Source organism: Streptomyces sp. NPDC104367 (assembly GCF_055583825.1).
In genome coordinates this window covers 47,638-73,849 of record NZ_JBVJND010000042.1, presented here as the reverse complement: position 1 = coordinate 73,849, position 26,212 = coordinate 47,638, and the positions used below count along the sequence as shown (strand labels likewise).

Here is a 26,212-nt window from a genome sequence, read left to right as displayed (position 1 = left end):
GGCCCAGGGACAGACACCGGCCTGCTTCCCGCCTGGCCGGCAGGGGATGCCGTTCGAGAAGCAGGCGAAGCCCTCGGCGAACAGGACGCGGGGCCCGAGGACGTGGCCAACGCCGTGCCCCACCTGCCGGGCGAAGAAGCCCGGTGGACCACCGGCGCCACTCTCCCGGTCGACAAAGGCACCTCGGTAGGCACAGCCGGCCTGCCCCAGCACTTCCCGGACACCAGCCCGTGGCAGACCGGCGCCACAGCAGCAGCCGACGCCCCCGAAGAGATCTGAACAACCGACCGCAGCCACACGACCGCCGGCGCCGGAGCCATCGGCCGAACCCCCGCCCACGCCATGGCCCGCAAAGGCATCAAGGCCACCCCCGTGGACATCGACACCGCCCACGCCGAGGCGATCCGCGCCCGCAGCCTGCGCATCCGGGCCGTCGACGGCACCGACGACACCATGCCCACACCCGCCTACACCACTTCCGACTACCCGGACGACGCCGGCCCGATCGACATCGCCATGACCGCGGCCAAAACACAGCACACACACGACGCCGCCCAGCGGACCCCACCCCGGCTGACACCAGACAGCCGCGTCGTATCCCTGCAGAACAGCGTCAACGAGCCGGTCACCGCCAAGGCCGTCGGCGCCGACCAGGTCATCAGCGCGTTCGCCAACACCTTCAGCGACTTTCCGGAACCCGGGACGGTGCCGTTCGCCGGCACCGGCGCGCACGCAGTGGGCATCCCGGACCACCCGGCCCCGGACCGGCACGCCCCCGACGTCGCAGCGCACTTCCGCGCCTACAACCCCCGTCACCGCCTCGCCCAACGCCAGCGGCCACCGGCTCGCCCAACACAGCTTCGGCAACAACCCCGGCCCGACCCCGGTCGCGGACCTCCCGACAGCCCAGGCCATGGACACCAACCACGACCTCGCCGCCGCCGCGCAGGAGAGCACCCAGGCGGCAATACCCGCCGCTATCCCCCTGGAGAACTACCACACCTACACGCCCTACGCCTTCCACACCGAAGCACCCCAAACCGCCAGACAAGCAGCACCGGACCGCCTCGCGGACTCTCCTGCCGGACAGCCCAAAAACCGCAGCAGAGACTTCCGCGACACCGCGCTACGACAACACCCACCCGAACACGGCCTCACCAACAACACATACACCGATCCCGGAGCGCTTCACCCACAGCACAGACACCCGCATGAGCCACCACGCCACACCCATCCCCGCAGAAAACCCAGCCCGCACACCCCCGCTCCCACCCGACAACCCCCAAGAACTACACGCACCACACGCACCACACCCACAGACCCCCACACACCCAGCAACAGCAAACACCACAACCACCCTCAAAACCCCGAACCACTCCGACCGACACAACCCGACAACAAAATCCCCAACCACCCCCAACCACCCAACCCAAAACCAACGAGCACACACCAACCGCTCCACCAACACACCCATCAATACCCTCCCAACCCCACCACCAACAAGCAATATCTGAAGTTTCCCCAAGGCCAGGTAGTTAAGGGATTTCCGCCGCTGTCAAGGGGATTGATGCAGGTCTGAGGCCTGAAGCAACGGGGCTCTCGTTGTACTGCTCGTCGCCTAAGACAGCAGACAGGAGAGTCCCGTTGGCCCCATGTTGCGTACCCCCTGCGACAGACGGTGTTCCGGAGGGACTGATCGCTTCGTCACGCGGGCGATACGCGCCCGCGCACCGGGGCGAGTTGGGTGCGTTGCTGCCGCCGGAGCTGGTCGATGCGGTACTGGAGGAGCACGGAGGCCGGCACTCACGGCTCCGCGATCTTCCCTCGCGCTGTGGGGTGTACTTCGTTCTCGCGATGCGCCTGTTCCCTGAGGTCGGCTACGGCCTTGTGTGGCGCAAGCTCACCGCCGCTCTGGGCTCGTTGTCCATGACGGATCCGACGGTGAAGGCCCTGCGCGATCTACGCCGGCGCATCGGCATCGCCCCGATACGAGCCTTGTACGAGACTGTGGCGGGACCGCCTCGACGACGACTCCTACCTCTCCCGGCCCGGCACCGTGACAGTCCGCGTCATCGAGGCTCGGATCACCGTGACCTGCGCAGACGAGACCACCTTCACGGGCTCCTACCGGCTGATCACCACACTCACCGACCCCCGGCGCCACCCCGCCCGCACCCTCGTCCCCCTCTACCACGAACGCTGGGAACACGAACCCGCGTACTACGCGTTGCGTCACACCCTGATGAACAGCCGCGTCCTGCGCTCGAAGGACCCCGCCGGCATCGAACAGGAGGTGTGGGCCACCCTCACCCTCTACCAGCTCCTGCGCACCGCCATGGTCGACGCCGTCAAGACCCGTCCGGACATCGATCCTGACCGGGCCGGTTTCACCGTCGCCCTCCAGGCAGCCCGCGACCAGATCATCCTCGCCGCACCCGCCACGGGCGGCCTCGGACGAGCCACCGAGATCGGACGCCGCGTCCTCGACTCCCTGCTCCCGGCCCGCCGCCCACGCGTCAGCACTCGCAAGGTCAAGTCCACCACCGTCCGCTACGCGGAGCGCCTCAACGACGGCCGCCCCGACCGTTCAACCCCGATCACCCGTCTCACCACGGAAGTCCTGCCCCCTCCCGAACGGAGCGAGTACCCCGAAACCACCACGGACGAGCGCACCCTGCCCAAGGCTTCACCCCAGCGCCGCAGCGAGAAAATCATTGCCTTCCTGCACTCCGAACCCGACCGAACCTGGAGTGCCAAGGAACTCTCGCGCCTCCTTGGTGACATCACCGTCCAGTGCATCTACCGCCAGCTCAGCCGCCTGGCCGACCGCGGTCTCATCATCAAGGTCGGCCCTGCGGCCTACACCCTCCCAACCCCTTGACAGCGGCGGAAATCCCTTAAGCTTGTTCTTTATGGTCCGACCTCGAACGATGTTCCGAACGTGATCACTCATACAGGGATTCTGGGGACGTGAACACGGCCTCCGTCTGATCATGTGCTCCGACCAAAGAGGCACTTGACCAGTACGAAGGCCGTGGGGGAATGAGTCTGCTGCATCACGATGTCCGGCGCGAAGCGTTCGCGGTGGCATCACACTTCCGGAACGACTTCTTCGACTGTCTGACCGTGCGCAGGGACACGCTGTTCGAGCTGACCGACGCGGTGCTGTGCGCGGACGGGCCGGTGACCACGCCGGTGAATCTGACTCTGACGGCCGAACACCGGCGTGGGCACGGCGCGATGTATGAGGCGTTGAACCACGGGAACGTGGACGTGCCCCGGCTGCGGCAGGTACTGGCCGGTCTACCGATGCCGCAGGCCGCCGACGGGCGCCTGGTCCTCGCGGTCGACGTCAGCAACTGGCTGCGCCCCGATGCGCCGACCAGCGCGGACCGCCTGTTCTGCCACGTCTACGGCCGCAGCGGACGGTCCTCGGACCAGTTCATCCCCGGCTGGCCGTACTCCTTCGTCGCCGCCCTCGAATCGGGCCGGACGTCTTGGTGCCAGCTTCTGGACGCCGTCCGTCTCGGACCCGAGGACGACGTCGCCGAGGTCACCGCCGCCCAACTCCGCCGGGTCGTCACGGACCTGACCGAGATGGGCCGCTGGCACGTCGGCGACCGCGACATCCTCATCGTCTTCGACGCCGGTTACGACGCCCCGCGCATGGCCCACCTCCTCGACGGCCTCCCGGTCGAGGTGCTGGGACGGATGCGCTCTGACCGCGTCATGCGACGGCCGACGCCCTCGCTCAAGGAGTACGTCCTCTCCTACCCCCAGGGCGGGCGACCGCCGAAGCACGGCAAGGAGCTCCGCTTCTCCAAGCCGGAGACCTGGGGCGAGCCGGACGCGGCAACCATGCAGGTCACCGACCGGTACGGCACCACCCGCGCGATGGCCTGGGACCGCATCCACCCCCGTCTGACCACCCGCTCCGCCTGGATCGACCACACCGGCGAACTCCCCGTCATCGAGGGAACATTGATCCGTCTCCAGGTCGACCGCCTGCCCGGCGGAGGCGACCCGCTCCCGCTCTGGCTCTGGTCGTCCGCCACTGGCCTGAACAGCGAGGACGTCGACGTGCGCTGGCAGGCGTTCCTGAGGAGGTTCGACATCGAGCACCTGTTCAGGCTGATGAAACAGACCCTCGGGTGGACCCGTCCGAAGCTGCGATCCCCCGAGGCCGGCGAGCGCTGGACCTGGCTGATCATCGCCGCCCACACCCAGATCCGCCTCCTGCGCGAGGCCGCCGCCGACTTGCGCCACCCCTGGGAGAAGCCCGCCGGGCCCGGCCGACTCACTCCGGCCCGGGTCCGCCGGGGGTTCAGAAACCTCCGCCCGAACCTGCCCTGCCCGGCGCGTGCACCCAAACCCAGCCTGCCGGGCCCCGGCAGGCCGCCCGGCTCGAAAAACCGGCACCCCGCCACCCGCTACGACGTGGGCAAGACCACCAGACGCCCCGAAAGCATCACCGAACGCGATCAGCTCAAAGACGGAGCACAACGTCAGAATGGAACAGCCAGCCCGGCCTCGCGCAATCGAAGCAGTGCCATGTCCATGCACTCGGCGACCGAGACCCCGTCGGCCCTCATCCCACCGCCCAGCGGCCCACCTGAGGCAGCGAATGTCCACGCCGGCTGACCGTCACGCATGCGCTCCGCGTCGACCCGGATCATGGCACCGACTCCCTGCTCGCCAAGCCACTCCAGGATGGACAGCGTCACGTCTTCGACGCCGCTGTCCAGGTCCCCCTTGGGCCGCCGCCCCATCCCCTTGGCCATGACCACAACCCTACTCAGCAACTGATCAGGTCGTGTCACGCACTCTCAAAGCGGCTCAGACCATAAAGAACAAGCTAACTACCTGGCCTTGGGGAAGCTTCACACCGTGCGCTCCACCCTCACCCTGGACATGCGCGGCACCGGCGACAGCGGCACACCCGAAGGGCCCTACTGCACCGCCCAGTTCGCGGACGACGTCGTCGCGGTCCTGAACGCGCTCGGCATCGCACGCGCCGATGTCTACGGGACCTCGATGGGCAGCCGGGTCGCGCAGTGGCTCGCGATCCGCCACCCCGAACGGGTGAACCGGCTGGTCCTGGGCTGCACCTCCTCCGGCGGCCCCCACGCGGTGGAACGCGACGCGACGGCACGCCGCTCCCTCGCACAGCCCGACCCGCAGGCCGTACGCCGGGCACTGGCCGACCTGATGTACACACCCGCCTGGCAGGCCACCCACCCCGGCCCCTACCGCACACTCGGCGACCCCCGCATGCCCGCCCACGCCCGCCGCGGCCACCTCGTCGCCAGCAACCAGCACGACGCCTGGAACGAACTGCCACGCATCACCGCCCCCGCCCTCCTCCTCCACGGCAGCCAGGACCGACTCACCCCGCCCGACAACCTCCCCCTCCTCGCCTCCCGCATCCCAGGCGCCCGCCCACCTCTTCCCCCACGCCCGCCACGCCTACTTCGAGGAGTGCCGCACCGAAGCCGGGCAACTGGTACGCGAATTCCTCACCGAACACGAACGACCGTGAACAACCCTCCCCGCCCCGCCGGCCGACACGCACACCACGGCGAGACTCCGGATCCGGTACAGCCGCACGGAAACCCCTTACGCGGCAACAGCAGCGAACAACAGGGGCCGCGGAGCGGCGGCAGCGGACGATAACCGGCACTCCCCCGGCCCGGCCTGCCCGCCCGCCCGCACACCACGACGGGGCCCAGGACCGGTGGAGCCGCGCGGAAAACGCCGCCGAACGGCAGTGGCGGGAACGAGTGCCGCTGCACGCCGCCGGCAGGGAGAACGCCCCCGCGAGGTCAGCGTGCGCACACTGCCCGGCCGTGCGGTCGCCGAGATCGTCTACCGGCCGGGTCGTGCGACACCCCTGAGCACTGCAGCGCCTACGCAACACCGTCGGCGCTGACCGCGCCGGGGGCAGGGCGGCCGCAACGGCGCACCCGCAACGGCGGTGGTCAGGGCGCGCCCGGCGAAGGCGACGGCCTCCGGTGCCGCCGGCCAGGAGCGCAGCGGCCGACGGCACCGCGGCTGGAAGCTCCGCAGCCGGCAGGCCGCCTTACTTCTCCTCGGTCATCTTCAGGGCACGGGCCAGCAGCTGTGCCTTGTTGCCGGCCGGCTCGAGCTCCGGCGCGGAGGTGCCGAACAGGTAGGCCAGCACGCCGTCCCGCAGTTCCTGGTACTGGCGGTAGTCCCGCTTGTCGAACAGCGCCGGGTTGTCCAGGTCGGCCGGCACGTGGTACGGCCGCATGACCAGCGGCGTGCCGCCCGAGGGCTGCTGCTGCACCGGGGCGGCGGACGCCTGGTCCCCGGAGCCCTGCGCCCCGGAACCCTGCGCCCCGGAGTCCTGGCCGATGAACAGGCCCGGGTGCCCGACGCCGAACTCGATGCAGTGCAGCGTCGCGGTACTCCCGTTGAAGACGGCGGTCGCCTCGTCCGCGCTGAACTCGACCGTCGTGCTGTTCTCCAGGGTGAAGGTGTACTTCACCCGCTTCGAGTTGACGACCAGCCGGACCGCCACGCCCACGGGGTCGAAACCGGGCAGGGCGTCGTGCAGCACCCGGGCGAACGCGTTGTCGACCGAGACGTCCGCCAGGAAGCGCTCCAGCAGCACCTGCTGGACGGGTTCGATCAGGTGCACCTGGGACGCCAGCCTGATCCGCTCCTTCGCACTCCCGTCACGCGACACCGTGCGGCCCTTGACCGCGAACAGGTACACCCCGGCCTTGTCCTTCTTGGGCACCTCACGCCGGCGCAGCACCACTCCGCGGGTGAGCAGCGGGAGCAGCGGGGTGTCGAAGTAGGAGTCCGTCGAGACCCGCGGCTCCACCTGCCCGCTCTCCTTGTCGAGGTCGTCGCACCTCAGGCCGGTGATACCGAGCCCGCTCCACAGGCCGGGCGTGCGCAGCAGCTCCGCCAGCCTGCCCAGCACCTGCCGGTACCGGCCGGCGTCGATGAGGAACTCGGACTCGGCCTCCAAAGTGGTGGCCATCTCCTTGCCCGGCTGCAGCAGGTCCTGGTAGGCCACGTAGACGGGGCGGGAGGCGCGCAGGACCTCGCTCAGGTTCCAGTCGGTGTTGCGGACCACCTCCGAGGCCCTGCGGTCCTCCTGGGTGATCGGCCGCATGGCGATCTGTCCCGAGCCGTCCTTGAGCTTGTTGCCGCCGCTGGTGTGGAGCACAGCGTTGGTCCCGGAGGCCAGCCGGTCGTACCAGCGGGCCTCGACACCTAACTGCGGGAAGGCCGTGCACACCGTGTGCCGCAGGTCGGCTCCGGAGACCGGCAGGCCCAGCAGCCTGGCCAGCTGCGCCCAGCTGTAGAAGGCGTCGAACTGGATCCGGTTCTCGTTGACCGGCGGAGTCAGCACCAGCATGGTGTCCAGCTGGGTGTCATCGGTCGGCTTGCCCGGGCTCACCAGGGGCTTGGTGAGCACGATCTCGATCAGGTCGTGCGGCTCCGCGACCTTGTCGAGTACGCCCTCGACCAGCACATGGACGTGCAGGCCGTTGTCGTCCTGACGGTAGTCGCCGATGACCAGCCGCGCCTGGCCGGTGAAGTCAACGTCGGTGACGGTGGCCAGGTTGAAGATCTGCGGATGGCCGCCGGGGTCGGTCCCGAACAGGCGGATCCGGTCGTCGCGCTGGATCGCCCGCAGTCCACCGGGCGTGTGGCGGATCTTCTGGTCGCTGACGCCCGGGTGGTCGGCGTCGGTGGCGATGACGTGACTGGTGGCCTGGGCGACCAGCCGCCCCCCGGGCAGCGGCTGGGCCTGCCGCGGAGGCTGCGCCACGACGACCGGCGCGGTGACATCGGACCGGACAACGGTGCAGAACTTGGCCGGCCGCCAGTCGGCCAGCCGCTTGTCGACCAGGTACTGCAGCGTGTTGTCCGGACCGTGGTAACGGTGCCCCAGGACCGTCCTGGCGCCGCCGTCCTGAAGCCGTATCCGGCTACCGATGGGCAGCGGGACCATCTGGTTCTGAACGCCGGGATCCGGTGCTGTGGTCATGACTGTTCCTTCCGCGTCGACTCGGACGAGCGGGCCCGGCCCATCACGATCTCCCAGGCACGCAGCGCCCGGTGACGGTGGGTTCGGTGCCCCCCACCATTCGTCACCCCGCCAACGCCGGTCAAGACATCAGACATACCATTCTGTGCACTTTCGCCGCGGTTGATCCCCTCACTGATCCACCGGCGGCACGAGGCAGCACGGCCAGCGGCCGCGAACGGCACCGAAAGCACACCGCACCGCCCCGACGAACACACCGGCGAACACACCGGCGAACAGACCGACTCACGCGCCGGCCGGCGGGCCGCCGGCCCAGCGGCACACCCGGGCCCCCGGCCCGCCGGCAGCGACGACAGGCGCGAGCCAGGTCAGTTTCTGTCCCAGACAGCAGCGAGTTTGGGCCGCAACCAGTGCTATCTCACGACTGCTCGCACTGCTCCAGGCCCCGCCTTTCAACCGCGCCCCCGTCAGCCTGAGGTTGGAAAACGCTCACGGAACCCGGAATTCCGGAGCGGCGAATTCCGGAGTCGTTCATTCACTTCACTTCACCCCCTCCCCTCACTGTTTTTAATGAGCCTGAAAGATACCGGTCGGAATTCCGTTCGAATGCGTGGGGTCGACCCGAGAAACCATGATGATCTCGGGATGAGACGGTACGAGAATTGTGCCCGTCCAGTACACTCTTTGCCGTGTGCAATGCCGCGCCCCTTGGGGCGAGGGGTGGTGAGTTACTACTGAGGCGTGAATTCCTTCCTAACGACGGAAGGTACGGAAGCAACACCGGATCACACGCGGCTCGACTCGGCCGCCTCTCGAAGGAGGAAACGCGATGACCTTTCCTGTGAACGTCTACAGTGTGAACCCGATCGTGTACACGAAAGAAAATCCTCCGACAGGCAAGACAAAAGTAGCGAGGTTCCCGAACCACGACGGGCTCAAGCAGTTCGGCATGCCGTTCCAGGTGACCACCTACAACGACAAGGAGATCCTGGTGATCCAGGCACCCGTGTGGGTGGGCTTCGTGCGCAGCCGCCTCAGGGACGCCGCCCGCGAGGTACTCAACGGCAAGTCATTCCACCTGTGGAACGACCCCACCGACTTACTGCTGACCTACGACTTGAACACGGGCGACGCGGCGCCGGTCCAGGACATGACCCCCAGCATGAAGGCGGCAACCGCCCTCACGACCGTCATCGGCTACCTCCAGGACCTCAAGGTCGAGTACGGCGACATCGTCGCCGGTATCGACGTGGATTTCCTCAAAGAGAAAGAGGCCGATACCGCCCGCGCCGCGGAGGCCGAGTTCAAGTCCGGGGCATGGGACGGGACCACGAAATCGACCTACATCCAGTTCCTGGACGACGCCGCATGGCGCGGCTACATCAGCATGAACCCGTCCCCCGGCGGTACCTCACCGGAGTCCACCGAGGGAGATACCACACCTCCCCACAAGGCGCCGACCAGGGACCGGGTGATCAGGATCAACAAAGCGAACCATACGGTCGCCGCCGTCGTCCACGAGATCTTCCACGTCATCGAGGGTGCCGGCACGGACGAAATGGGCGTGTACTTCATCGAAGCCTGCTGCGAATACCTCACGTGCGAGGCGCTCGGCGGTATCGACCTGCGCTGGGCCAAAGGGTACGGGAAGGAGGATCCTGCCCCGGTCTACGCGAAAAACCTGCGGAACATCAGGCTTTCCCTCACGCAACAGGAACTCACGAAGCGGGACATCCTCTTGGCGTTCTTCGCGTCCGACAAGACCGCCATGAGGAAGGTCTTCGCGAAGGTCAGCACCAAATGAGAGTTTTTCAAGCCGGCCCCCGGGCCGTATGGACCGAGGCTGCGGACTTCGGCCGTCCAAGCGTGCGGTGATCGCTCCGGCGTACCTACGCCGGCACGAACCCCTCGCTCGACCCACCGCGGGTCTCCGTATCTCCGTCGGAACCACCCACACGTATGTCACCACCGTCGTCGAGCACCTGGCCGACAAGGCGCCGGTGGGCGGTGCGCCGCTCGGCCTGGGACGAGAGGGACGAGGCCCACGCCCATCCGGTGGCGGGCCCGGAGGCCCGCCACCGGACGCGTCGCCGCGCCGCCACCGGGAGGCACGGGTCCTGCGCGTCCCGCGGGCTCGCGCAGGAAGGCGCCATCGCGCCGGACAGACAGGGCAGGCCGGAGGCAGGCCTGCGAGGTGGCCTGGGCCGGCAGGGCGAGCGCGGCCCTGGACGGCGAGCCCGTTTCCGTGGTGGCGATCACTACGAGGGGTTCCCGCCCGCCGTTCGTGGCCTGCTGGATGACGGTGAGCGGCGGCCGACTTCGCCTTCCCCAGACGTGCTCGGGTCGGCGCCGCGCCCGCCCTCGTCCACAAGGTGTCCGCAGGGACGGCTTTCGGCTTCGTCGTCGGGGGCGCGGAGAGCGGCATCGTCCTGCGATGAGATGAGCGGTCGGCCGCGTCCTGCGCTGCTCGACCGGCCGGCACGCACCCCTCTGCGACAGCGGCGCGTTCACGTGGGCCATGTGCTGATTCGCCTTCCGCGTCGGCCGGAAGGTCACGGGCGGGACGAGGCAGTTGCGCGAGGATGTCTCGTCGCGGGTCGGCGGCTGCACGCCGGCCGGCGGCCCAGACCATGAGTGTGCAGAGGGCGAAGGCGGCACCGAGAAGACTGGATCCGGCCCATCCCGCGGCGGAGTACACCGCGGTGGTACCGGTTGCTCCGACAGCGGAGCCGAACGAGCAGAAGAACATGTAGCCGCCGATGGCGCTGCTCGTCCGGTCTGCGTACGCGGTCGTGAGCAGGTGCTGATTGCTGACGTGTACCGCCTGGACCGCGAAGTCCAGGACGAGCACGCCGACGATGACCGGCCAGAGTGACCAGGACGCTTGTCCGGTCGCCAGCCATGAAGCGGCCAGGAGCGCAAGCGCACCGCCCGTGATGACGTTGGCGCGGCCGGCGTCGGCCCCCCGCCCGGCTCGGACCACCGCACCACCGCCATCGGCCCCGGGGCCCGCCTCGGCATCCGCGTCCGCCCCGTCCGACGCCCTCCCGGGGCCCGCCGACGAAGCCGGCCTGAACCGGCGCGGAACCCGACACGGGACCGCGCACGAATCAGCGGGCCGACCGCTCGGTCAAAGTGCTCCCTGGGTGCGTGTGCTGCTCGCGAGGAACTGGCGGGTGCGTGCGTGTCGGGGCCGTTCGAAGAACTCCTGGGCCGGCGCGGCCTCGATGATCTCGCCGTGGTGCATGAGGACCACGCGGTCGGCGACCTCTCGCGCGAACGTCATCTCGTGTGTGACCACGATCATCGTCATGCCCTGGCGGGCCAGATCGGTCATGACCTTCAGCACCTCGCCGACGAGTTCCGGATCGAGCGCGCTGGTGGGCTCGTCGAACAGCATGAGTTTCGGCCGCATCGCGAGGGCTCGGGCGATCGCGACCCGTTGCTGCTGGCCGCCGGAGAGCTCCGCCGGATACTGGTCGACCTTCTCCGCCAGACCGACGCTGTCGAGCAGGGTCCGGGCGGTTCGTTCGGCTTCGGCACGTGGCAGTCGAAGCACACCGCGCGGTGCCTCCATGACGTTCTGGAGGACAGTCATGTGGGGGAACAGGTTGAAGCGCTGGAACACCATGCCGATGTGCCGGCGCTGTGCCGCCATCGCGCGCTCGGTCAGCGCGCGTACGCCCGACCGGTAGGGGCCGAAGCCCACGAGGTGCTCGTCCACCCAGATCTGACCGTCGTCGATGGTCTCCAGCCGGTTGACCGCGCGCAGCAGCGTGCTCTTGCCCGCGCCAGAGGAACCGAGGAGGCAGACGACCTCGCCCGGGGCGACGTCGAGCACGATGTCCCGGAGTACGTCGTTGTCGCCGAAGGCCTTCTTGACATGGCGGATGCGGACGAGGGGTTGGACGTTCCCGGTCGGCTCAGGCATGGGCGTCCTTCCTTGAGAACGGGGGACGCTTGAGTCCCTTGACGATGGAGGCGCGCAGCGTGGGTGTCCTGCCGCGCGTGGAGCCGTTGTCGAAGGCGCGCTCGATGTAGAACTGCCCGATGCTCGCGACGGTGACGATGATCATGTACCAGGCCGCTGCCGCGAAGAGGGTCTCCATCACCTCGAGGTTGCGGCTGGCGATGTTCCCCGCGGCTTTCACCAGCTCCATGTAGGTGACGACCGAGGCCAGTGACGTGGTCTTGAGCATGTTGATGAAGTTGTTGCCCGTGGGCGGGATGATGATCCGCATGGCCTGTGGCAGGACCACCCGGGCAAGGGTGCGCATGGGTGTCATGCCGAGTGCGTGGGCGGCTTCGGTCTGCCCCGGGTCGACGCCCTTCAGTCCGCCGCGGATGATCTCGGCCATGTAGGCGCTCTCGTTGAGCGCGAGGCCGAGCAGCGCGGCGACGAACGGTGTGACGACCGCGTTCGTCGGCTGGTCCACCAGCGTGACGTCCGTGAAGGGGACGGGGACGGTGATGCGACTGACGACGAGAGCGAGGTTGTACCAGACGAGGATCTGAACGAGTACGGGGACACCGCGGAAGATCCATATGTAGCCGACGGCGACGGCGTTGGCCACGGGGTTCCGGGAGACCCGCATGATCGCGAACACGACGCCGATGGCGACGGCCACGGCCTGGGCGGCGAGAGCCAGCAACACCGTGTTGCCGGCGGCGCGGACCACGATGTCGAGCCCGATGTACTGCAGGACGTGTGCCCAGTCGATCCGGGCGTGGGCCAGGACGACGAGGGCGCCGACGACGAGGGCGGCCACGGCGGCGGCGCTGATCCAGCGGCCGATGTGGAGGCGCCGGTAGACATGGGGGGCCGGTTCGGGCACCGGTGGCGCGACGACGCCCGGGGACGGTGCGGCGGCGGATGGAGGCACGGCTGAGTTCCTCTCGCGGGAAGGGGTGCGGCGGGGGCGCGGGTGGGGCGCCCCCGCCGCGGTGTCAGGCACCGGCGTTGGTCGTCGCCTTCTTCACGGCTCCGGACTGCAGGCCCCACGCCTTGAGGATCTTGGTGTAGGTGCCGTCGTCCATGAGCGACTGGAGCGCCGCGGCGACGGCCTTGCGCAGTCCGGGCGTGTCCTTGTTGACACCGATGCCGTACAGGGCGCCTTCGATCGGCGGGAGGTCCACGACCTTGAAGTCGGCTCCGCTGCCGGCTGTCGTGGCCACGTAGACGACGTTGGCGAGATCGTTCAGCTCGGCGGTGGCGCGGCCGGTCTTGACCGAGTTGAGCCGCTGCTGGTCGTTGTTGACCGCGATCACGTCCACGGCCTTCTTGCCGGCCGAGACACACTTGCGGCTGAGGGCCTCTGCCCAGGTCTCCTGGCTGCTGCCTACCCCGGCGGTGACCGAGTGGCCGCACAGGTCGGTCGTCTTGGCGATGTTGTCGGGGTTGTCCTTGGACACGAGGATGCCGATGCCGGTCCGGAAGTAGTCGACGAAGTCGATCTTCCCCTGTCGTTCGGCCGTGTCGTTCATGCCGGCCATGGTGAAGTCCACACGCTTGGCCTGAAGACTGGTGATCAGGTTCTCGAAGGGCGAGTCGTGGTAGGAGACCTTGACACCCAGTCTCTTGCCGATCGCGGTCGCGAGGTCGACCTCGTAACCGACGGGTGTGGAACCGTCGGCGGCGTGGAAGTTGGCCGGAGGGAACTGCAGATTCGATCCGACCTGGAGCACGCCGGCGTCGCCGTACTGCTTCGGCAGCAGCGCGGCGGCCGCTTTGTCGGTGGTCGTGGCATCGATGATCGCCTGGGCGGGCTGGTCGGAGACGCTCGACGCCGTCCCCGACGTCGAGCTCTTGGCCGTGCCGGGCAGTTCGGCGGAGCTGCATGCGGTGAGGGCGGCGGCCGCGGCGACGACGGTGACGAGACAGCGAGAGGTGTGGTTCATCGTTCAGGACTTTCTTCGGGGAGTAGGGCGAAGCGGAAGCCTCAGCGGGCGTCCGAGAGGAGCGCGACGGCGCGGAGCAGCGCGTCGACGTCTTCCTCGGCCGTGTACGGGGCGATGCCGGCACGGACTGCACCGTCGCCGAGGCCGGCCCAGTCCTCGGCCTCGACGGCGTAGAACGAACCGGACATGACAGCCACGTCCCGCTCGCCGAGCGCGGCGCACACGGCTGCGGGGCTCATGCCGTCGATGGTGAACAGCACGGTCGGGGCAGCCTTCGCGGGCGCCCCGACCCGATGGACGCCGGGCAGCGCGGCGAGGCCGTCGACGAGCTTCGCGAAGAGCCTTTCCTCATGGCGGCCGAGCGCCTCGTAGGAGCGGCGGAGCCGGTCGCGCCGCGGGCCGTCGCCGGGTACGAGGTCGGCGAGGAACTCCACGGTCGCGGTGACCCCGGCGAGGACCTCGTAGGGCAGGGTGCCCAGTTCGAAGCGTTCGGGGACATTCATGGTCGAGGGCCGCAGCTTGTCGGGGACAAGGGCTTCGAGACGCTCGACGCTCGATCCGAGTACCCCCAGGTGCGGTCCGCAGAACTTGTACGGGGAGCACACGACGTAGTCGGCACCCAGCGCGACCGCGTCGACGAGTTCGTGCGCGGCATACGCCACGGCGTCTACGTAGAGTTCGGCGCCGACCGCGTGCACGGCGGCGGAGATGGCGGGGATGTCGGGCTGTGTGCCGTAGAGGTTCGACGCGGCCGTGACGGCGACGAGCCGGGTGCGGTCGCTCAGTACGGCCCGGACGTGGTCGACCGTGAGGTCACCGGTGCGCGGATCGAAGTCGATCCAGCGCAACGTGGCACCGCTGCGGGCCGCGGCGTCGACCCAGGGCCGGACGTTCGCGTCGTGGTCGAGCCGGCTCGCGACGATCTCGTCACCGGGACCGAGGCGGCGGCCGACGGCCCGGGCGACATCGAAGGTGATCTGGGTGGCGCTGCGGCCGAAGAAGACCGCGGCGGGGTCCACGTTCAGCAGATCGCCCATGGCGGCGCGGGCGCCGAGGACGATGCGGTCGGCGTTCTGTTCGCTGAAGTTGTTGCGTCCACGCTGCGAGACCGGGCTCAGCATGGCGTCGCGCATGGCATCGGCGACCCGAGCCGGCGTCTGCGTACCACCCGGGGCGTCAAAAAGGGCGCTACCGGTACGAAGTGCGGGAAATTGGGCGCGAATGCGAGAAAGAGAGTATACGGCGGGCATCGGTGGCTCCGTTGACGATGGCTGCGTCGCCGCGCACGCGAAAGCGTCCGCGGCGGTCTGGCGGTGAGAGTTCGCCGTCGTCATGCAGAATGCGGATCAGCAGGCCCGGGTCGGGCCGACGCCTCGATCAGGCGTGATGTCCTGTGATCGCAGGTCAGACGAGCGGCGTACGCCGCTGTTGACCGCCGATGCGCCCGTTACGGCGCTGTGGCCACCACAGGCCAAGCGTTCCGAACATGGGCGTCTCCATCGGACCGGGTCGGAGCGGGATGCATCCGACGAATGCGCGGACAGTACCAGTGCGCGATTCCCTGCACAATAGGTGCAGAAATCCGCTTCCAACCCTCATCGGCTACAGGGAAGTTGAGCGGAGTGATCGCCATAACGCCTGGCGAACGGCTTCCGGGCGGGAGAAACCGTCTCCACCGCGGGCTTCGGGTGCCTCTCCACCGGCCGGACGGACGCATTGCGCGGGACCCATCTTGCGGTACTCGGCTCGCGCCGGCCCCCAGGAACCGCGCTCATGACCCGCGAAGAGGCCACCGGCGCCTCCAGAACCGTCGCGCACGCCGTCTCCGGGCCGGACGTCTCGGACATCGTGGTCTGGGGCCACTCGGACCGTGACGTCGCCACCGCGACGATGCACGACAGGCGATGCGCGACAGGCGATGCGCGACAACCGGCCGGTCTCCCGCGCCACGGGGTACGGGGAGGAGTCGCGCCCCGGCCGGCCGCTCGCCGCGCCCGCGCATCTGGTTCCACGACCTCGACGCCGGCGCGCCCCGGGCCCGCCACCGCGTCGCCAGCACCTTCCGGGCCCTGTGAACGGCCCCGTCCGACCCCACATATACGACAAGGCGAACGCCCGTGACCTCGCCCTCCCGGCTCGTCCACGACGAACGGCCGACCGCCTCCAGCACGCGGGGCGGGTCACCGGCGACGCGTTGTCCGCGGCGGCCGCCCGTATCCCGTCGGCCGCGCTCGGGCGGCCGGCGGCCCTGGAGGGCGAGGAGGTCTGCGCATGGCGGCCCTTGCCCGTACCCGGCCACCCGATCCCCGGAGCGCCTCGGCGAGGCGCTCGACACGGGATGACGGGCGACCGTGGCGCGTGATCGCGCGACCGGCCACGAGGATCCGCGCCGGGACGGACCGGCCCAGCCGCGCGGGGGCCTGTGTGCGGGCTGGTCTGTTCGCCGTGCTCGGAACCGTGCTCGCGGCCTTCGGCCACCACGCGCTCGCCCAGGGCGCGGTGTCCTGGCGGCTGGTGGGCACGATGGCCGCGGCACAGGTCACGGCCGTCTGGCCGCTGGCCCGCCGACGCTGCGCACCCGCCGCGACCGTCGTGTGCACGCTGGCCGTGCAGGGTGCGCTGCACCTTGCGCTGTCCCGCGTGGACGGTGCCGCGTCGGCGGGGATGCCGGGGCACCCGATGCACGCCGGTCATACCGCGGCCGAGGCCGGGGACGGTCACGCGTGGCATCACGCCGGGGCGGCGATGGCCTCCGTGCACGTGGTCGCCGCGCTCGTCGTGGCCGCCCCCGGCCTCCGCCCACGTGGAGGCCGAGGCCGACACCCCGCAGGCGCTGGCCGAGAACGTCACCCTCGGCTTCGTCTCCGAGGCCGAGTCCGGCACGGCCGGTTTCACCGAGGTGCGCATCGTGCTGGCCGAGGGCATCGCCCCCGGTGACGTGAGCCTCGGCGAAGCTCCCAAAGGCTGGAAGCTGAAGGCCACCGGGGACGGCTACAGCATCGCCGGGCCCGCCCTGAAAGCCGGCGTCGACGCCGAACACACCATCAAGGTGCGGCAGTTGCCGGACGCCGAGGAGATCGCCTTCAAGACGGTGGAGACCTACAGCGACGGCAGGGTGTCCCGCTGGATCGAACTGCCCGGCGACGGAGCGGAGCTCGAACAGCCCGCACCGGTCCTGAAGCTCAAGGCGGCGGCCGCGGGTGCCGAGCCGGTGAGCACCTCCCCCGATCACCACTTCCTGTCGACGTCGTCATCAGCGCCGATCCGTTCCTGAACGCATCCTGACCGCCGCCGCGCCTCGACCGGCCCCGAAGCTGCCGGCGAGCAGCATGGCGCCATGGACTCGTGCGCACACCGGCTTCTCATAGTGGTCCTCCGTCCCGCCCTCGTTCCCGCGACGGAAGAAGACCGCCTTGCCCGCTCCGCCCACCGCCTCCGCGCCCGCCGGCCGCTCGACCACATGGCTGCGGCGGCGCCTGGGCCGAGCCGTCATCCTGTCCTACGCCGGCGCCCTGTTCCTGCCGGGCCCCGGTCTGTGGCTGCGCCACACCCACGCTCTGCCGTTCGGACCGCTGCTCCGCCTGCCCCTGTCCACCGCTCCCTGCCTGCTGTGGCTGGTGCTGTTCTCGGCCGGGCTCCAGGTACCCGTCCGTGAACTGGGCCGCGTCCTGACCAGTCCGAGCGCGCTGCTGGGCGGGCTCGCCCTGCACCTGCTCATCCCGCTGCTGGTCATTCCGCTGGTCGCGTACCCGCTGCGCAACTCGCCCGACTCCGACGGAGGCAGCGGTCTGCTGGCCGCGATGATCCTGGTCGTCGCCATGCCCATCGCGGCCGGCGCGACGGTGTGGACCGGGAAGGGCGAGGGAGACCAGCCCACGATGGTCGCCCTCGTACTCTCGTCGACCTTCCTCAGCCCGCTCACCACCCCCTTGGTGATTCAGCTCCTGTCTCCCCTCCTCAGCCACGTCGACGCCGACTCGCTCGCGGCGAGAGGCCACACCGCGGGCGGCGGCTTCACCCTCCTCGGCGTGGTTCTGTCCTGCGCGGCAGGCCTTCTGGTCCGGCTCGCCCTACCCTCGTCCTGGCTGAGGAGAGTGTCGGGGCCTGTCGTGACCGGGGCCCTGGCCGGCTCGCTCGTCCTGACGTACGTGAACGCCTGCGGCGCCGTCGGCTCCTTCTTCGCCCAGCCGCGTCCCCTGTTGCTCGGCGCCGCGCTCGTCACGGCCGCGCTGGTCTGCCAGCTGTCGTTCGTGCTCGGCCGGTGTGCGGCACGGCTGCTACGGCTTGGCCCGCCCGCCGCCTCGTCCCTCACCCTCGCCTGCGGCATGAACAACAGCAGCGCGAGCGCCGTCCTGATCACGACCGCGCTACCGGACAAACCCCATCTGCTGATTCCGGTCCTCGCCTACGGCCTGCTGCAGAAGACAGCGGCCAACCGGATCGTACGTGCCCAACCCCGAAGGCCGTTCCGCCTTCCTGCCCGGACCGGTACGCGGGGGCGTGTCAGGGGCGGGAAGGAGGGTCCAGGAACCGGTGGAGGGAGGACGTCATGTTCTCCGCGAAGGAGTCACGGATCTGTTCGGGGAGAAGGTCCAGGGACAGGTACGGGTTGAGGTCCTCCAGCTCGACGAGAAGCAGTTCGCCGTCCCGGGTGCGGCAGGCGTCTATCCGCTGGATGCCGTGGTCGATCGTGTTCCAGTGGACGAAGCGCCGGGCGAAGGCGATGTCGGCGTCGGTGGGTTCGTAGGGTTCGAGGGCCCAACGGCGCTCGGGGGCGGGGGTGTTGAGGGCGTTGAGGGCGTACTGGAAGGTGTCGTCGATGAAGTAGAAGGAGACTTCGTAGCGGAAGTCGACGCGCGGCTGGATCAGGACGTCACCGTGGGCGAGGTCACTCAGCCGGTCGGCGGGTGCGAAGGTCAGGCCGATGGAGTCCGCGCCCGCCTTGGGCTTGACCGCGTACCGGCCGGCTTCGGGCAGCAGGTGCAGGTCCTCGGGTCGGTCGATGGTGGGGATGACCGGGTATCCGGTGGCGCGCCAGGACCGGTCGTTCCTCGCCTGTGGCGTCCGGGCCGCGCAGCGGGCACAGGCCGGGGAGTCGGAAGGAGCGACGGCCGGGTATGCCGGTGTGGCGGCGCACCTCCGGCGGGAGGTGCGCCGCGTCCAGGTCACAGCGGCCGAACGGCCAAGCCCGCGCGGTCCCTTGCGCCCGCAGCCGCTCGCCGTACGCCCGTGGACCGCTTCTCGCTGTTCCCCCCCGTGGCCGTCCGCGCCCGACAGCACGAGGGCCGATCGCTCCCATGCCGTGTCCGTCACCTGGCCACGCCCAGGTCAGCGCGGCTGCTGCGGATATCCCGCCAGAAGCAGACCGCGTACGCGGCGAAGGACAGCACTCCGAGGGCAGGCTTGAAGGCGAAGGCGAAGGCGACCAGACCGGGCGCGACCTTCACGATGAAGACGGGCAAGAACCACGTCTGGTCCTTGGCCAGGCGTTTCATGTCCGTCTCGGAGCCCAGTGGGTCCTCGGCATCCGGACACGTGTCCGGCTTGGAGGGGGCGATGCCGGTAGTGGCCGGCACGGTGCGACGCTCACCGCGGCGCTTGAACAGCGGCACCGCGCCGGTCACGCCGTAAGCCACGGTCGCCGGGGCGAGCGGTCCGCCCATCGCGGCGCCCACACCGATGTTCTTGGCTTCCTCACTGGCGCCGGTGGTGACGGCAACCAGGGTGACCACCGACTCCGGCAGGGCCGTACCGAAGGCGGCGAGATTCGTACCGCCCGCGGTCCTCCTCACGTTCAGGCGTTCGCCCAGCCACTCCACCGCGTTGACGAACCACTCACATGAGAGATGGATCGCCACCGCACACACGGTGAGCAGTACGAAATGGATCACGGGTATCGTCTGGCCTTCCCGCGACGGCGGGGGCTCCTGGGACGACCAGCGCGCGGGCGGCAGACGACTTCGACCCCGCCGACGCGCTGATTACGTCGTCGGCACATGGGCCGAAGGTCTCGCCCACCCACGTCCTCGACAGACATGGGTCCGGCCACCGGGAACCAGAGGGCGCCAGTGTGTCGACGACCGGTATTGCAGGGCTGCTCCCCTTCGCGTCCCTGAGCGTGCACACGCACCGAGCTTCCACCTGGGGCCACCCCCGGCCAGGGCCTTCGCGTGAGGTGGCCTTGTCCGGTGATACCGGGGAGGTCCAGGAGCCGACGGCGGTCGCGGGCCGCTCACCGGCAGGACGGCCGCGATGTTCCTCCGGCCGTCCTGCCGGTGGGGACCGGTGTCCCGGTTGCGGATGCCGGTCATCACGCGGCGCGGTTGCGTGGTGCGTACGGGCTTTTCTCCCCGGTCGCGTACGCAAGTACGTCCCGCGCTACCGCCGCGGGCAGCGACAGCACGGCAGAGCATCCGGGCTGAGACCGATGACACGGCCAGCGGCACTCGCGCGAGGGACCGCGCAACCTGCAAAGCCGCGGAAGGTGAATGGAACCGGATTGACGCGCGCGGGGCCGGTGAGGGTCTACAGGTCCAGGACGGCGCGGAGAGCGTTGTCGACGAGTTCCTGCTGCTCCGGACCGATGTTCCCGTGCAGTGTGCCGGCTTCGAAACGGACAGCGGAGAGCTGGAGAAGGTTGACGGCGACGAGGGAGGCGTCCAACGGAGTGGTCAGGTGCACGCTCATAGCGGTGTCGGGGTGTTCCGCCGGAGCGTGGAGCACCAGGACGACGACGGCGCCGTACGCCTCGGCAAGGCCGTCGAGGCTGACGACGAGAACCGTCCGGGTGCCTTTGCCGGTGTCGACGTCCCAGACGTCGCCCTTGCCGATGGTCACAGAGCGTCGCCCTCGCCCTCAAGGTCGAGAGGGGCAACGGAGGCGAGCTTGCGGGCGGCGTCAAGCGTCATCTGCCGGCGCACCGCCCGCACGATGTAGTCGTTGAGCGACGCGGCGCCGGACGCCGCGTCACGCAACGGCTTGTCCATGGCATCCGGGATCCGCACGGTGATAGCAGTCATGCCACCAAATCTAGTGGCACACATGGCGTCACGCCAGCTCCACCGCAGAAGCGCCGCTTCACCGCTCCCGGTCGGCGCACCCCGACTCCCCCTGGCCGACATCACGGGGCCCGTCACCCGCGAGACCCCGACCCGGCTGAACCCCGGGCCCGCACCGGTCCGTACGGCGGCCGGTGAAGTTCGACACCCGGGATCATGTACGTGAACTTTATTCATGTACTAGACGCTCTTGCGATCTCCCCTCTTGAGTGCACCAATGCATGAATCAGGTAGCCAATCGCTGTTCACATCCTTGTCAGATAGGTCGCGGCAGCTCTAACCTCGCACGGAAAGCGCTTTCCAGGCATCGAGGCCATGCCGGAGAACGCCCTGGCATGAGCCGCGGAGCAGCCCGTCAGGCCGGCACCGCAATCGCACCACCCGTATCACCCGCACCACACCGGCACCGCCGTCCCTCTCGGCCCGCCACCGACGCGAGCGGAACCCGCAGCAGGCCGGTGGCGGCCTGATCTCCCCCATCCCCTTGGCGTGATCAGGGACGTTCACCCGACGGCCCGTCGGCCCGCACACGCACACGCACACGCACATACACGGCACCCCGGCACGCGACGACGAAAGACGAGGCGAGGATGAGAAAGCCAGTCGCACTCCAACTCTCCGCGGTACTGGGCACGTTGACCCTGGCGGTGGCGGCAGGCATAGCCCTGTCGATGCCCGCCGCGTCGGCGGCGACCGCCGGCGCGACCGGGTACGCCACCCAGAACGGCGGCACCACCGGCGGCACCGGCGGAACGACGGTCACGGCCACCACCGGCACCCAGATCCACCAGGCACTGTGCGGCCGGGCCAGCAGCAGCACCCCGATCATCATCCAGGTCGAGGGGACCATCACCGTCGGCAACACGGCGAAGGTGTCGGGCGACAGTTGCAACACCGCCGCCGGTGTCATCGAGCTGAAGGAGATCAGCAACGTCACCCTGGTCGGTGTCGGAAGCGGCGCCGTGTTCGACCAGATAGGCATCCACATCCGCGACTCCAGCAACATCATCGTCCAGAACGTCACCGTCCAGAACGTGAAGAAGTCGGGCTCACCCACCTCCAACGGCGGTGACGCCATCGGCATGGAGAGCGACGTGCACAACGTCTGGGTCGACCACAACACCTTGCTCGCATCAGGCGGCGAGTCCGAAGGCTTCGACAGCCTGATCGACATGAAGGCCGACACCCAGTACGTGACCGTGTCCTACAACACCCTGCGCAACTCCGGCCGCGGCGGCCTCATCGGCTCCAGCGACAGCGACCTCGACAACGGGCCGGTCACCTTCCACCACAACCTGTACGAGAACATCGACTCCCGTACACCGCTCCTGCGCGGCGCCACCGCCCACATCTACAACAACTACTACACCAGCCTCAACGAGTCGGGCATCAACCCACGGGCCGGCGGCAAGGCCAAAGTCGACAACAACTACTTCCAGGACTCCAAGGACGTCCTCGGCACCTTCTACACCGACCTGCCCGGCTACTGGCAGGTCAGCGGAAACATCTTCGACAACGTGACCTGGTCGGATCCGGGCGAGGACAACAACCCCGCCGGTCCGAACCCGACGTCGAACACGACCATCAGCATCCCCTACTCCTACACCCTCGACGACGCGTCCTGCGTGCCGTCGATCGTGACCGCGACGGCGGGCGCCGGCAACGGCCTGAAGGTGTCGGACGGCAACTGCACGCCCACGACACCCACCGCGACACCCACGCCGACCGCCACCGTGACCTCGACGGCCACCGCGACCTCGACGCCCACCGGGACCAACCTGAGCATCGGCGCCGACTCCGACGGCTCCAGCAAGGCGTCCGGCACCAGCTACGGCAACGTCCGCGACGGCGACATGAGCACCTACTGGTCGCCGACCGGCTCGACCGGCTCCATCTCGATCAAGTGGAGCTCGGCGACCACCATCTCCTCGATCAACATCCGGGAGGCCTCCGGCGCCACCGGCAACATCGGCTCCTGGCGGGTACTCGACGCCGACACCGGGGCCGTGCTGACCTCGGGCAGCGCGGCGGGCGCCATCTCCTTCGCGTCCACCTCGCTGAAGAAGGTCACCTTCGAGATCACGAGCTCCAGCGCCACCCCGAAGGTCGCCGAGTTCGAGACCTACGCCTGACCGGAAGGAGGAGATCCCGGCCGGTTCACGCACCCGGGCCTTCCTTCCGCCCGGAAACGGCTCCTGAGCGTGGGTCAGCGGGAAGCAGGCCAGGGACACGACGCCCTCGTCGGGGGCGAGGGCGTCAGGTGTCGGACCGGCACACAGGCACCGAGACCAACAAGGCAGACCCCCTTGGAGGCAGGCCCCCTTGACGGTAGGGCGGCCGCGGCTCCGCCCCCATCGCCCGCCCCACCGGCTCATGCGCCTCCCCGGTCGCTCGACCGATCCGGCGCCCGGGCACTGCCGACGGTCATCCGACCGAATCGAATCCACCCCGTGCCTCTCAGCGGAGCTTTGACTTCCCCAAAGAGGTGCGTATGCCGTCCATACCCAGTCGGACATCAACAATGGACGACAAGGCGCAGTACACGACAGGTGGTTCCCGTACATCCGGAGCCGGACGGACAGCTCAGCCGACGCAGCGTGCTTCGTACGACAGGGGCGGGCGTCGGAGTGCTCACCGCCTCCGCGATCCTGTCCGCGTGTTCTCCCGGACCGAAGAGCGAGGCGGGCGGTGGGGGCGGCCTCACCCGTGGCACGGACGCACCCGTCGACAGCCTCACGCTGGCCCTGCCGTCCTCGATCTCCACCCTGGACGTCACCCGCGAACCCGGCATCCTCAACTACGCGGTGGCCGCGCTGGTCCAGGAGTCGCTGCTCTCCGTCAGTCCGGCCGGGGCGCCGGAACCGGGCCGCGCCGAGTCCTGGAAGCAGCCGGACGCGAAGACGTACGTCTGCACCCTGCGTCGCGGCGCCCGCTTCTCCGACAGCACCACCGTCACCACGGACGACGTGCTCGCCTCCATCGAGGCGGCCCGCGAGGAGTCCAGCGCCCTGGCCCACGCCTGGGCAGGCGTCGCCTCGGTGAAGGCCACCGGCGACCGTGAGCTGACCATCCGTCTCAAGGCGGACGACGGCGCCTTCGCCCGGACGCCGACCCCCGGCACCCCGGTCGTCAGCGGCCGCGCCTTCCTGAAGAAGGACAAGAGCCGCGTCGGCACCGCCAGGACCCTGCTGCCCGGCTCCGGCCCCTACCGCGTGACCGCGTTCGCCGCCGACGACCACGTCCTGCCGGAACGCGACGACCACTGGTGGGGCGACACGCCCTCGCTCAAGTCGCTGAAGCTGTCCCTCGTGCCCGACCCCGGCACCCGCCCGGTCGCGATGAAGTCCGGTTCCATCGACGGAGCCTTGGACCTGCCCTCCGACGAGGCACGCGGCTGGAAGTCCGCCGCCAGGGTCGCCTGCACCGGCGACCGGTCGGTGGTCTCCCTGGCCTTCGACACCACCCGCGCCCCCTTCGACGACGTCCACGTCCGCAGGGCCTTCGCGTACGCCGCCGACCGGACCGGCATGGTCCACGGCATCCTGCACGGCAAGGGCGAGGTCGCCTCCACTCTGGTCCCCCCGGACACGTGGGGCGCCCTGCTCTCCGCCGCCGAGGTCGACACGGCCTACGACGCCCTGCCCGCCTGGACCCGCAGCATGGAGCGGGCCAGGGCGGAACTCGCCCGGTCGGCGCATCCGGACGGCTTCACCGCAGAACCGCCTACCCCAGCAGCGGCCCCCAGCTCGGCGAGGCCGCCCTCTCCCTGGCCGCCTCCGTCAAGGAACTGGGCGTCACGCTGAAGGTCAGGGAGGTCACCCTGCAACAGTGGATCGCCGACCTCGCACGGTGTGCCAGGGCGCAGCGGGGCGGAACGGGGCGGGTTGTCGCGCCGACCGTCGTCGGCGCCGACTACGGCGAGGTGGATGTGAGCGAGTCACGGTCAGGACGCTCCGTACCGGGGCCGTCTGTGGGCTGCCGACGTGTTCCGCCCCTCAGCGGTCCGAGTCCTGACGTTCTGGCACCCCGAACAGACATATACGTTCCTTTGAGTGAACGGGGCGGCTAGACTCCGCCCGTAAGCGCCCGCTTTCGCACCTCGACCGCGGAGGCAGGTCCATGTACGGCGGAGCTGTCGGGCCCGGACTCCTGTCGGACCATCGCCGCCGGCCCAGCCGCTCCCGTCCGACACCCTTCACCGGGCGGCAGTTCCGCCTCCGGCCCGGCGATGAAGCCTGACACCCGCGCACGGGCGACGCCCGGTACCAGCTGACGGCCGAGGTGCCCAGGCAGTTCCGCTCCTGAGAACGCCGTGCCCGGCCCAAGGCCCGACGGGCGTTTCGACCGGTCGCGCCCCCGGTACGGCGAGAATCCGCCTGGAGCGATCCGGCCGGTCAGAACCGGTCGACCCGCCGGTCCGCCGCCGGTGGGCGCAGCGCGTCATCATCGATGTCCGGCCCCACGGACGGGGCCGGCGAGGGGCATGGACCACGCGTCCACCACCGCGAGGGAGCGGATCATGGTCGATACGCCGCCGACGGGGAGCGGCCAGGACGGCAAGTGGCTCATCGGGGCGGTCGGTACCGCACTGGCCGTCGCCGCCTTCTTCGGCATACACAACTACTCGCAGCTGGAGGACTGGGCCAACGGCACCAGCCGCACCGCCAGTTCCTCACCGTCGGCACAGCTGACACGGCCGACGCCCCTCCCCACCGCGACGGCCGGCTGTTCGACGGCCGAGCTGTACTGCGGGGAAGCCCACTTCGACCAGGAGGGATCCCCCCAGTTCGCCGGGGAGTGCAAGAACAGCGCCAGTGGCGGATGCCCTGTCTCCCGTGTCTTCACCAACGTCGGTACCGAGACCGGCACGGCAACCGCGACGTTCCTCCTGGACAAGGAGAGCGGCTCCATGTCCGGCAGTGCCGGAACCTGCACCGCCGTCATTCCCTCCACCCCCAAGGGCGGATCAGTGACCGCCGGTTGCACGATCTACACCTCGTACTCGGGCCATGTGGTGCTGCACAGCACTGTCGACAACCCCTCCTGAGGCAGTACCCAGGTCTGCGGCGCCGACGGCCGGCCGAACCCGCGCCTCACCCGCGTCTGGCCGCATCGCCGGTCCACCGCGCCACGGGCCGTAAGACGACGACCGGGAGCGGGAAGGGCTCGGGCGGTCGTCGGCCACCAGCCGCTTCGCACGCGTCCCGGGATCCGGGCGGTCCGCGGG

The 26,212-nt window shown here is 69.5% G+C and carries 16 protein-coding genes and 6 pseudogenes; 12 read left to right on the top strand and 10 right to left on the bottom strand.

Going from position 1 to position 26,212, the window contains the following annotated elements; all coding sequences use genetic code 11:
• From ACZ619_RS40300 to ACZ619_RS40275, 6 genes and pseudogenes are all read left to right on the top strand, one after another.
• A pseudogene (locus ACZ619_RS40300) lies at positions 1-279 on the top strand (hypothetical protein); the annotation flags it as partial.
• Positions 280-315: 36 nt separating this feature from the next.
• Positions 316-1,215, top strand: a pseudogene (locus tag ACZ619_RS40295) (2-dehydropantoate 2-reductase); the annotation flags it as partial.
• A gap of 387 nt (positions 1,216-1,602) precedes the next feature.
• Positions 1,603-1,944 (top strand): annotated as a pseudogene (locus ACZ619_RS40290) (transposase domain-containing protein); the annotation flags it as partial.
• Positions 1,945-2,089: 145 nt separating this feature from the next.
• Positions 2,090-2,881, top strand: coding sequence for a hypothetical protein (locus ACZ619_RS40285; protein ID WP_469610284.1), 792 nt, complete (start codon positions 2,090-2,092; stop codon positions 2,879-2,881).
• A 161-nt stretch (positions 2,882-3,042) separates the two neighbouring features.
• A pseudogene (locus tag ACZ619_RS40280) lies at positions 3,043-4,491 on the top strand (NF041680 family putative transposase); the annotation flags it as partial.
• Positions 4,492-4,881: 390 nt separating this feature from the next.
• Positions 4,882-5,539: pseudogene (locus ACZ619_RS40275) on the top strand (alpha/beta fold hydrolase); the annotation flags it as partial.
• A gap of 540 nt (positions 5,540-6,079) precedes the next feature.
• On the opposite strand, the gene ACZ619_RS40270 reads toward ACZ619_RS40275, so the two are convergent.
• Positions 6,080-8,029, bottom strand: coding sequence for a hypothetical protein (locus ACZ619_RS40270; protein WP_469610281.1), 1,950 nt, complete (start codon positions 8,027-8,029; stop codon positions 6,080-6,082).
• An 829-nt stretch (positions 8,030-8,858) separates the two neighbouring features.
• Here ACZ619_RS40270 and ACZ619_RS40265 point away from each other — a divergent pair.
• Positions 8,859-9,833, top strand: a complete 975-nt coding sequence (locus tag ACZ619_RS40265; RefSeq protein ID WP_469610279.1) for a hypothetical protein — start codon at positions 8,859-8,861, stop codon at positions 9,831-9,833.
• A gap of 803 nt (positions 9,834-10,636) precedes the next feature.
• Here the strand turns inward: ACZ619_RS40265 and ACZ619_RS40260 are convergent.
• The 5 genes and pseudogenes from ACZ619_RS40260 to ACZ619_RS40240 form a co-directional block, all read right to left on the bottom strand.
• Positions 10,637-11,009, bottom strand: a pseudogene (locus tag ACZ619_RS40260) (MFS transporter); the annotation flags it as partial.
• Between the two features lie 150 nt (positions 11,010-11,159).
• Positions 11,160-11,960 (bottom strand): amino acid ABC transporter ATP-binding protein, encoded by an 801-nt coding sequence (locus ACZ619_RS40255; RefSeq protein WP_469610276.1) that lies wholly within the window; start codon positions 11,958-11,960, stop codon positions 11,160-11,162.
• A complete protein-coding gene (locus ACZ619_RS40250) occupies positions 11,953-12,912 on the bottom strand; it encodes an amino acid ABC transporter permease (protein WP_469610273.1) in 960 nt (319 codons plus the stop codon). Before ACZ619_RS40250 ends, ACZ619_RS40255 begins: the two co-directional genes overlap by 8 nt.
• A 64-nt stretch (positions 12,913-12,976) precedes the next feature.
• Positions 12,977-13,927 (bottom strand): ABC transporter substrate-binding protein, encoded by a 951-nt coding sequence (locus tag ACZ619_RS40245; protein WP_469610270.1) that lies wholly within the window; start codon positions 13,925-13,927, stop codon positions 12,977-12,979.
• A gap of 41 nt (positions 13,928-13,968) precedes the next feature.
• Positions 13,969-15,177 (bottom strand): cysteine desulfurase-like protein, encoded by a 1,209-nt coding sequence (locus tag ACZ619_RS40240; RefSeq protein ID WP_469610267.1) that lies wholly within the window; start codon positions 15,175-15,177, stop codon positions 13,969-13,971.
• Between the two features lie 1,553 nt (positions 15,178-16,730).
• Between ACZ619_RS40240 and ACZ619_RS40235 the strand changes: the two genes are divergently transcribed.
• Entirely contained in the window at positions 16,731-17,201 is a 471-nt protein-coding gene (locus ACZ619_RS40235) for a DUF1775 domain-containing protein (RefSeq protein ID WP_469610265.1), read from the top strand.
• Between the two features lie 139 nt (positions 17,202-17,340).
• Positions 17,341-18,540, top strand: a complete 1,200-nt coding sequence (locus ACZ619_RS40230; protein WP_469610263.1) for a bile acid:sodium symporter family protein — start codon at positions 17,341-17,343, stop codon at positions 18,538-18,540.
• Here ACZ619_RS40230 and ACZ619_RS40225 read toward each other — a convergent pair.
• From ACZ619_RS40225 to ACZ619_RS40210, 4 genes are all read right to left on the bottom strand, one after another.
• The gene (locus ACZ619_RS40225; protein ID WP_469610260.1) at positions 18,431-19,096 is read right to left on the bottom strand and encodes an ATP-grasp domain-containing protein; all 666 of its coding nucleotides are present in this window, start codon (positions 19,094-19,096) and stop codon (positions 18,431-18,433) included. The genes ACZ619_RS40230 and ACZ619_RS40225 overlap by 110 nt on opposite strands.
• 140 nt (positions 19,097-19,236) lie before the next feature.
• Entirely contained in the window at positions 19,237-19,785 is a 549-nt protein-coding gene (locus ACZ619_RS40220; RefSeq protein ID WP_469610257.1) for a hypothetical protein, read from the bottom strand.
• Positions 19,786-20,452: 667 nt separating this feature from the next.
• Positions 20,453-20,764 (bottom strand): hypothetical protein, encoded by a 312-nt coding sequence (locus ACZ619_RS40215; RefSeq protein WP_469610254.1) that lies wholly within the window; start codon positions 20,762-20,764, stop codon positions 20,453-20,455.
• The gene (locus tag ACZ619_RS40210; RefSeq protein ID WP_469610251.1) at positions 20,761-20,946 is read right to left on the bottom strand and encodes a hypothetical protein; all 186 of its coding nucleotides are present in this window, start codon (positions 20,944-20,946) and stop codon (positions 20,761-20,763) included. Before ACZ619_RS40210 ends, ACZ619_RS40215 begins: the two co-directional genes overlap by 4 nt.
• 629 nt (positions 20,947-21,575) lie before the next feature.
• On the opposite strand from ACZ619_RS40210, the gene ACZ619_RS40205 reads away from it, so the two are divergent.
• The 3 genes from ACZ619_RS40205 to ACZ619_RS40195 all read left to right on the top strand — a co-directional run bounded on the left by ACZ619_RS40205 (position 21,576) and on the right by ACZ619_RS40195 (position 26,032).
• On the top strand, positions 21,576-23,117 hold the full coding sequence (locus ACZ619_RS40205) for a pectate lyase family protein (RefSeq protein ID WP_469610248.1): 1,542 nt from the start codon (positions 21,576-21,578) through the stop codon (positions 23,115-23,117).
• A 465-nt stretch (positions 23,118-23,582) separates the two neighbouring features.
• A complete protein-coding gene (locus tag ACZ619_RS40200) occupies positions 23,583-24,788 on the top strand; it encodes an ABC transporter substrate-binding protein (protein ID WP_469610246.1) in 1,206 nt (401 codons plus the stop codon).
• A gap of 716 nt (positions 24,789-25,504) precedes the next feature.
• Positions 25,505-26,032 carry a hypothetical protein gene (locus ACZ619_RS40195; RefSeq protein ID WP_469610243.1) on the top strand — a complete coding sequence of 176 codons (528 nt, stop codon included), beginning with the start codon at positions 25,505-25,507 and terminating at the stop codon, positions 26,030-26,032.
• The last annotated feature ends 180 nt before the right edge of the window (positions 26,033-26,212 follow it).

Bases quoted from the DNA above. Each gene is read 5' to 3' on its own strand.
- ACZ619_RS40255 (WP_469610276.1), bottom strand. From the start codon at position 11,960: ATGCCTGAGCCGACCGGGAACGTCCAACCCCTCGTCCGCATCCGCCAT.
- ACZ619_RS40205 (WP_469610248.1), top strand. From the start codon at position 21,576: ATGAGAAAGCCAGTCGCACTCCAACTCTCCGCGGTACTGGGCACGTTG.
- ACZ619_RS40265 (WP_469610279.1), top strand. From the start codon at position 8,859: ATGACCTTTCCTGTGAACGTCTACAGTGTGAACCCGATCGTGTACACG.
- ACZ619_RS40210 (WP_469610251.1), bottom strand. From the start codon at position 20,946: ATGACTGCTATCACCGTGCGGATCCCGGATGCCATGGACAAGCCGTTG.
- ACZ619_RS40240 (WP_469610267.1), bottom strand. From the start codon at position 15,177: ATGCCCGCCGTATACTCTCTTTCTCGCATTCGCGCCCAATTTCCCGCA.
- ACZ619_RS40245 (WP_469610270.1), bottom strand. From the start codon at position 13,927: ATGAACCACACCTCTCGCTGTCTCGTCACCGTCGTCGCCGCGGCCGCC.
- ACZ619_RS40195 (WP_469610243.1), top strand. From the start codon at position 25,505: ATGGTCGATACGCCGCCGACGGGGAGCGGCCAGGACGGCAAGTGGCTC.
- ACZ619_RS40270 (WP_469610281.1), bottom strand. From the start codon at position 8,029: ATGACCACAGCACCGGATCCCGGCGTTCAGAACCAGATGGTCCCGCTG.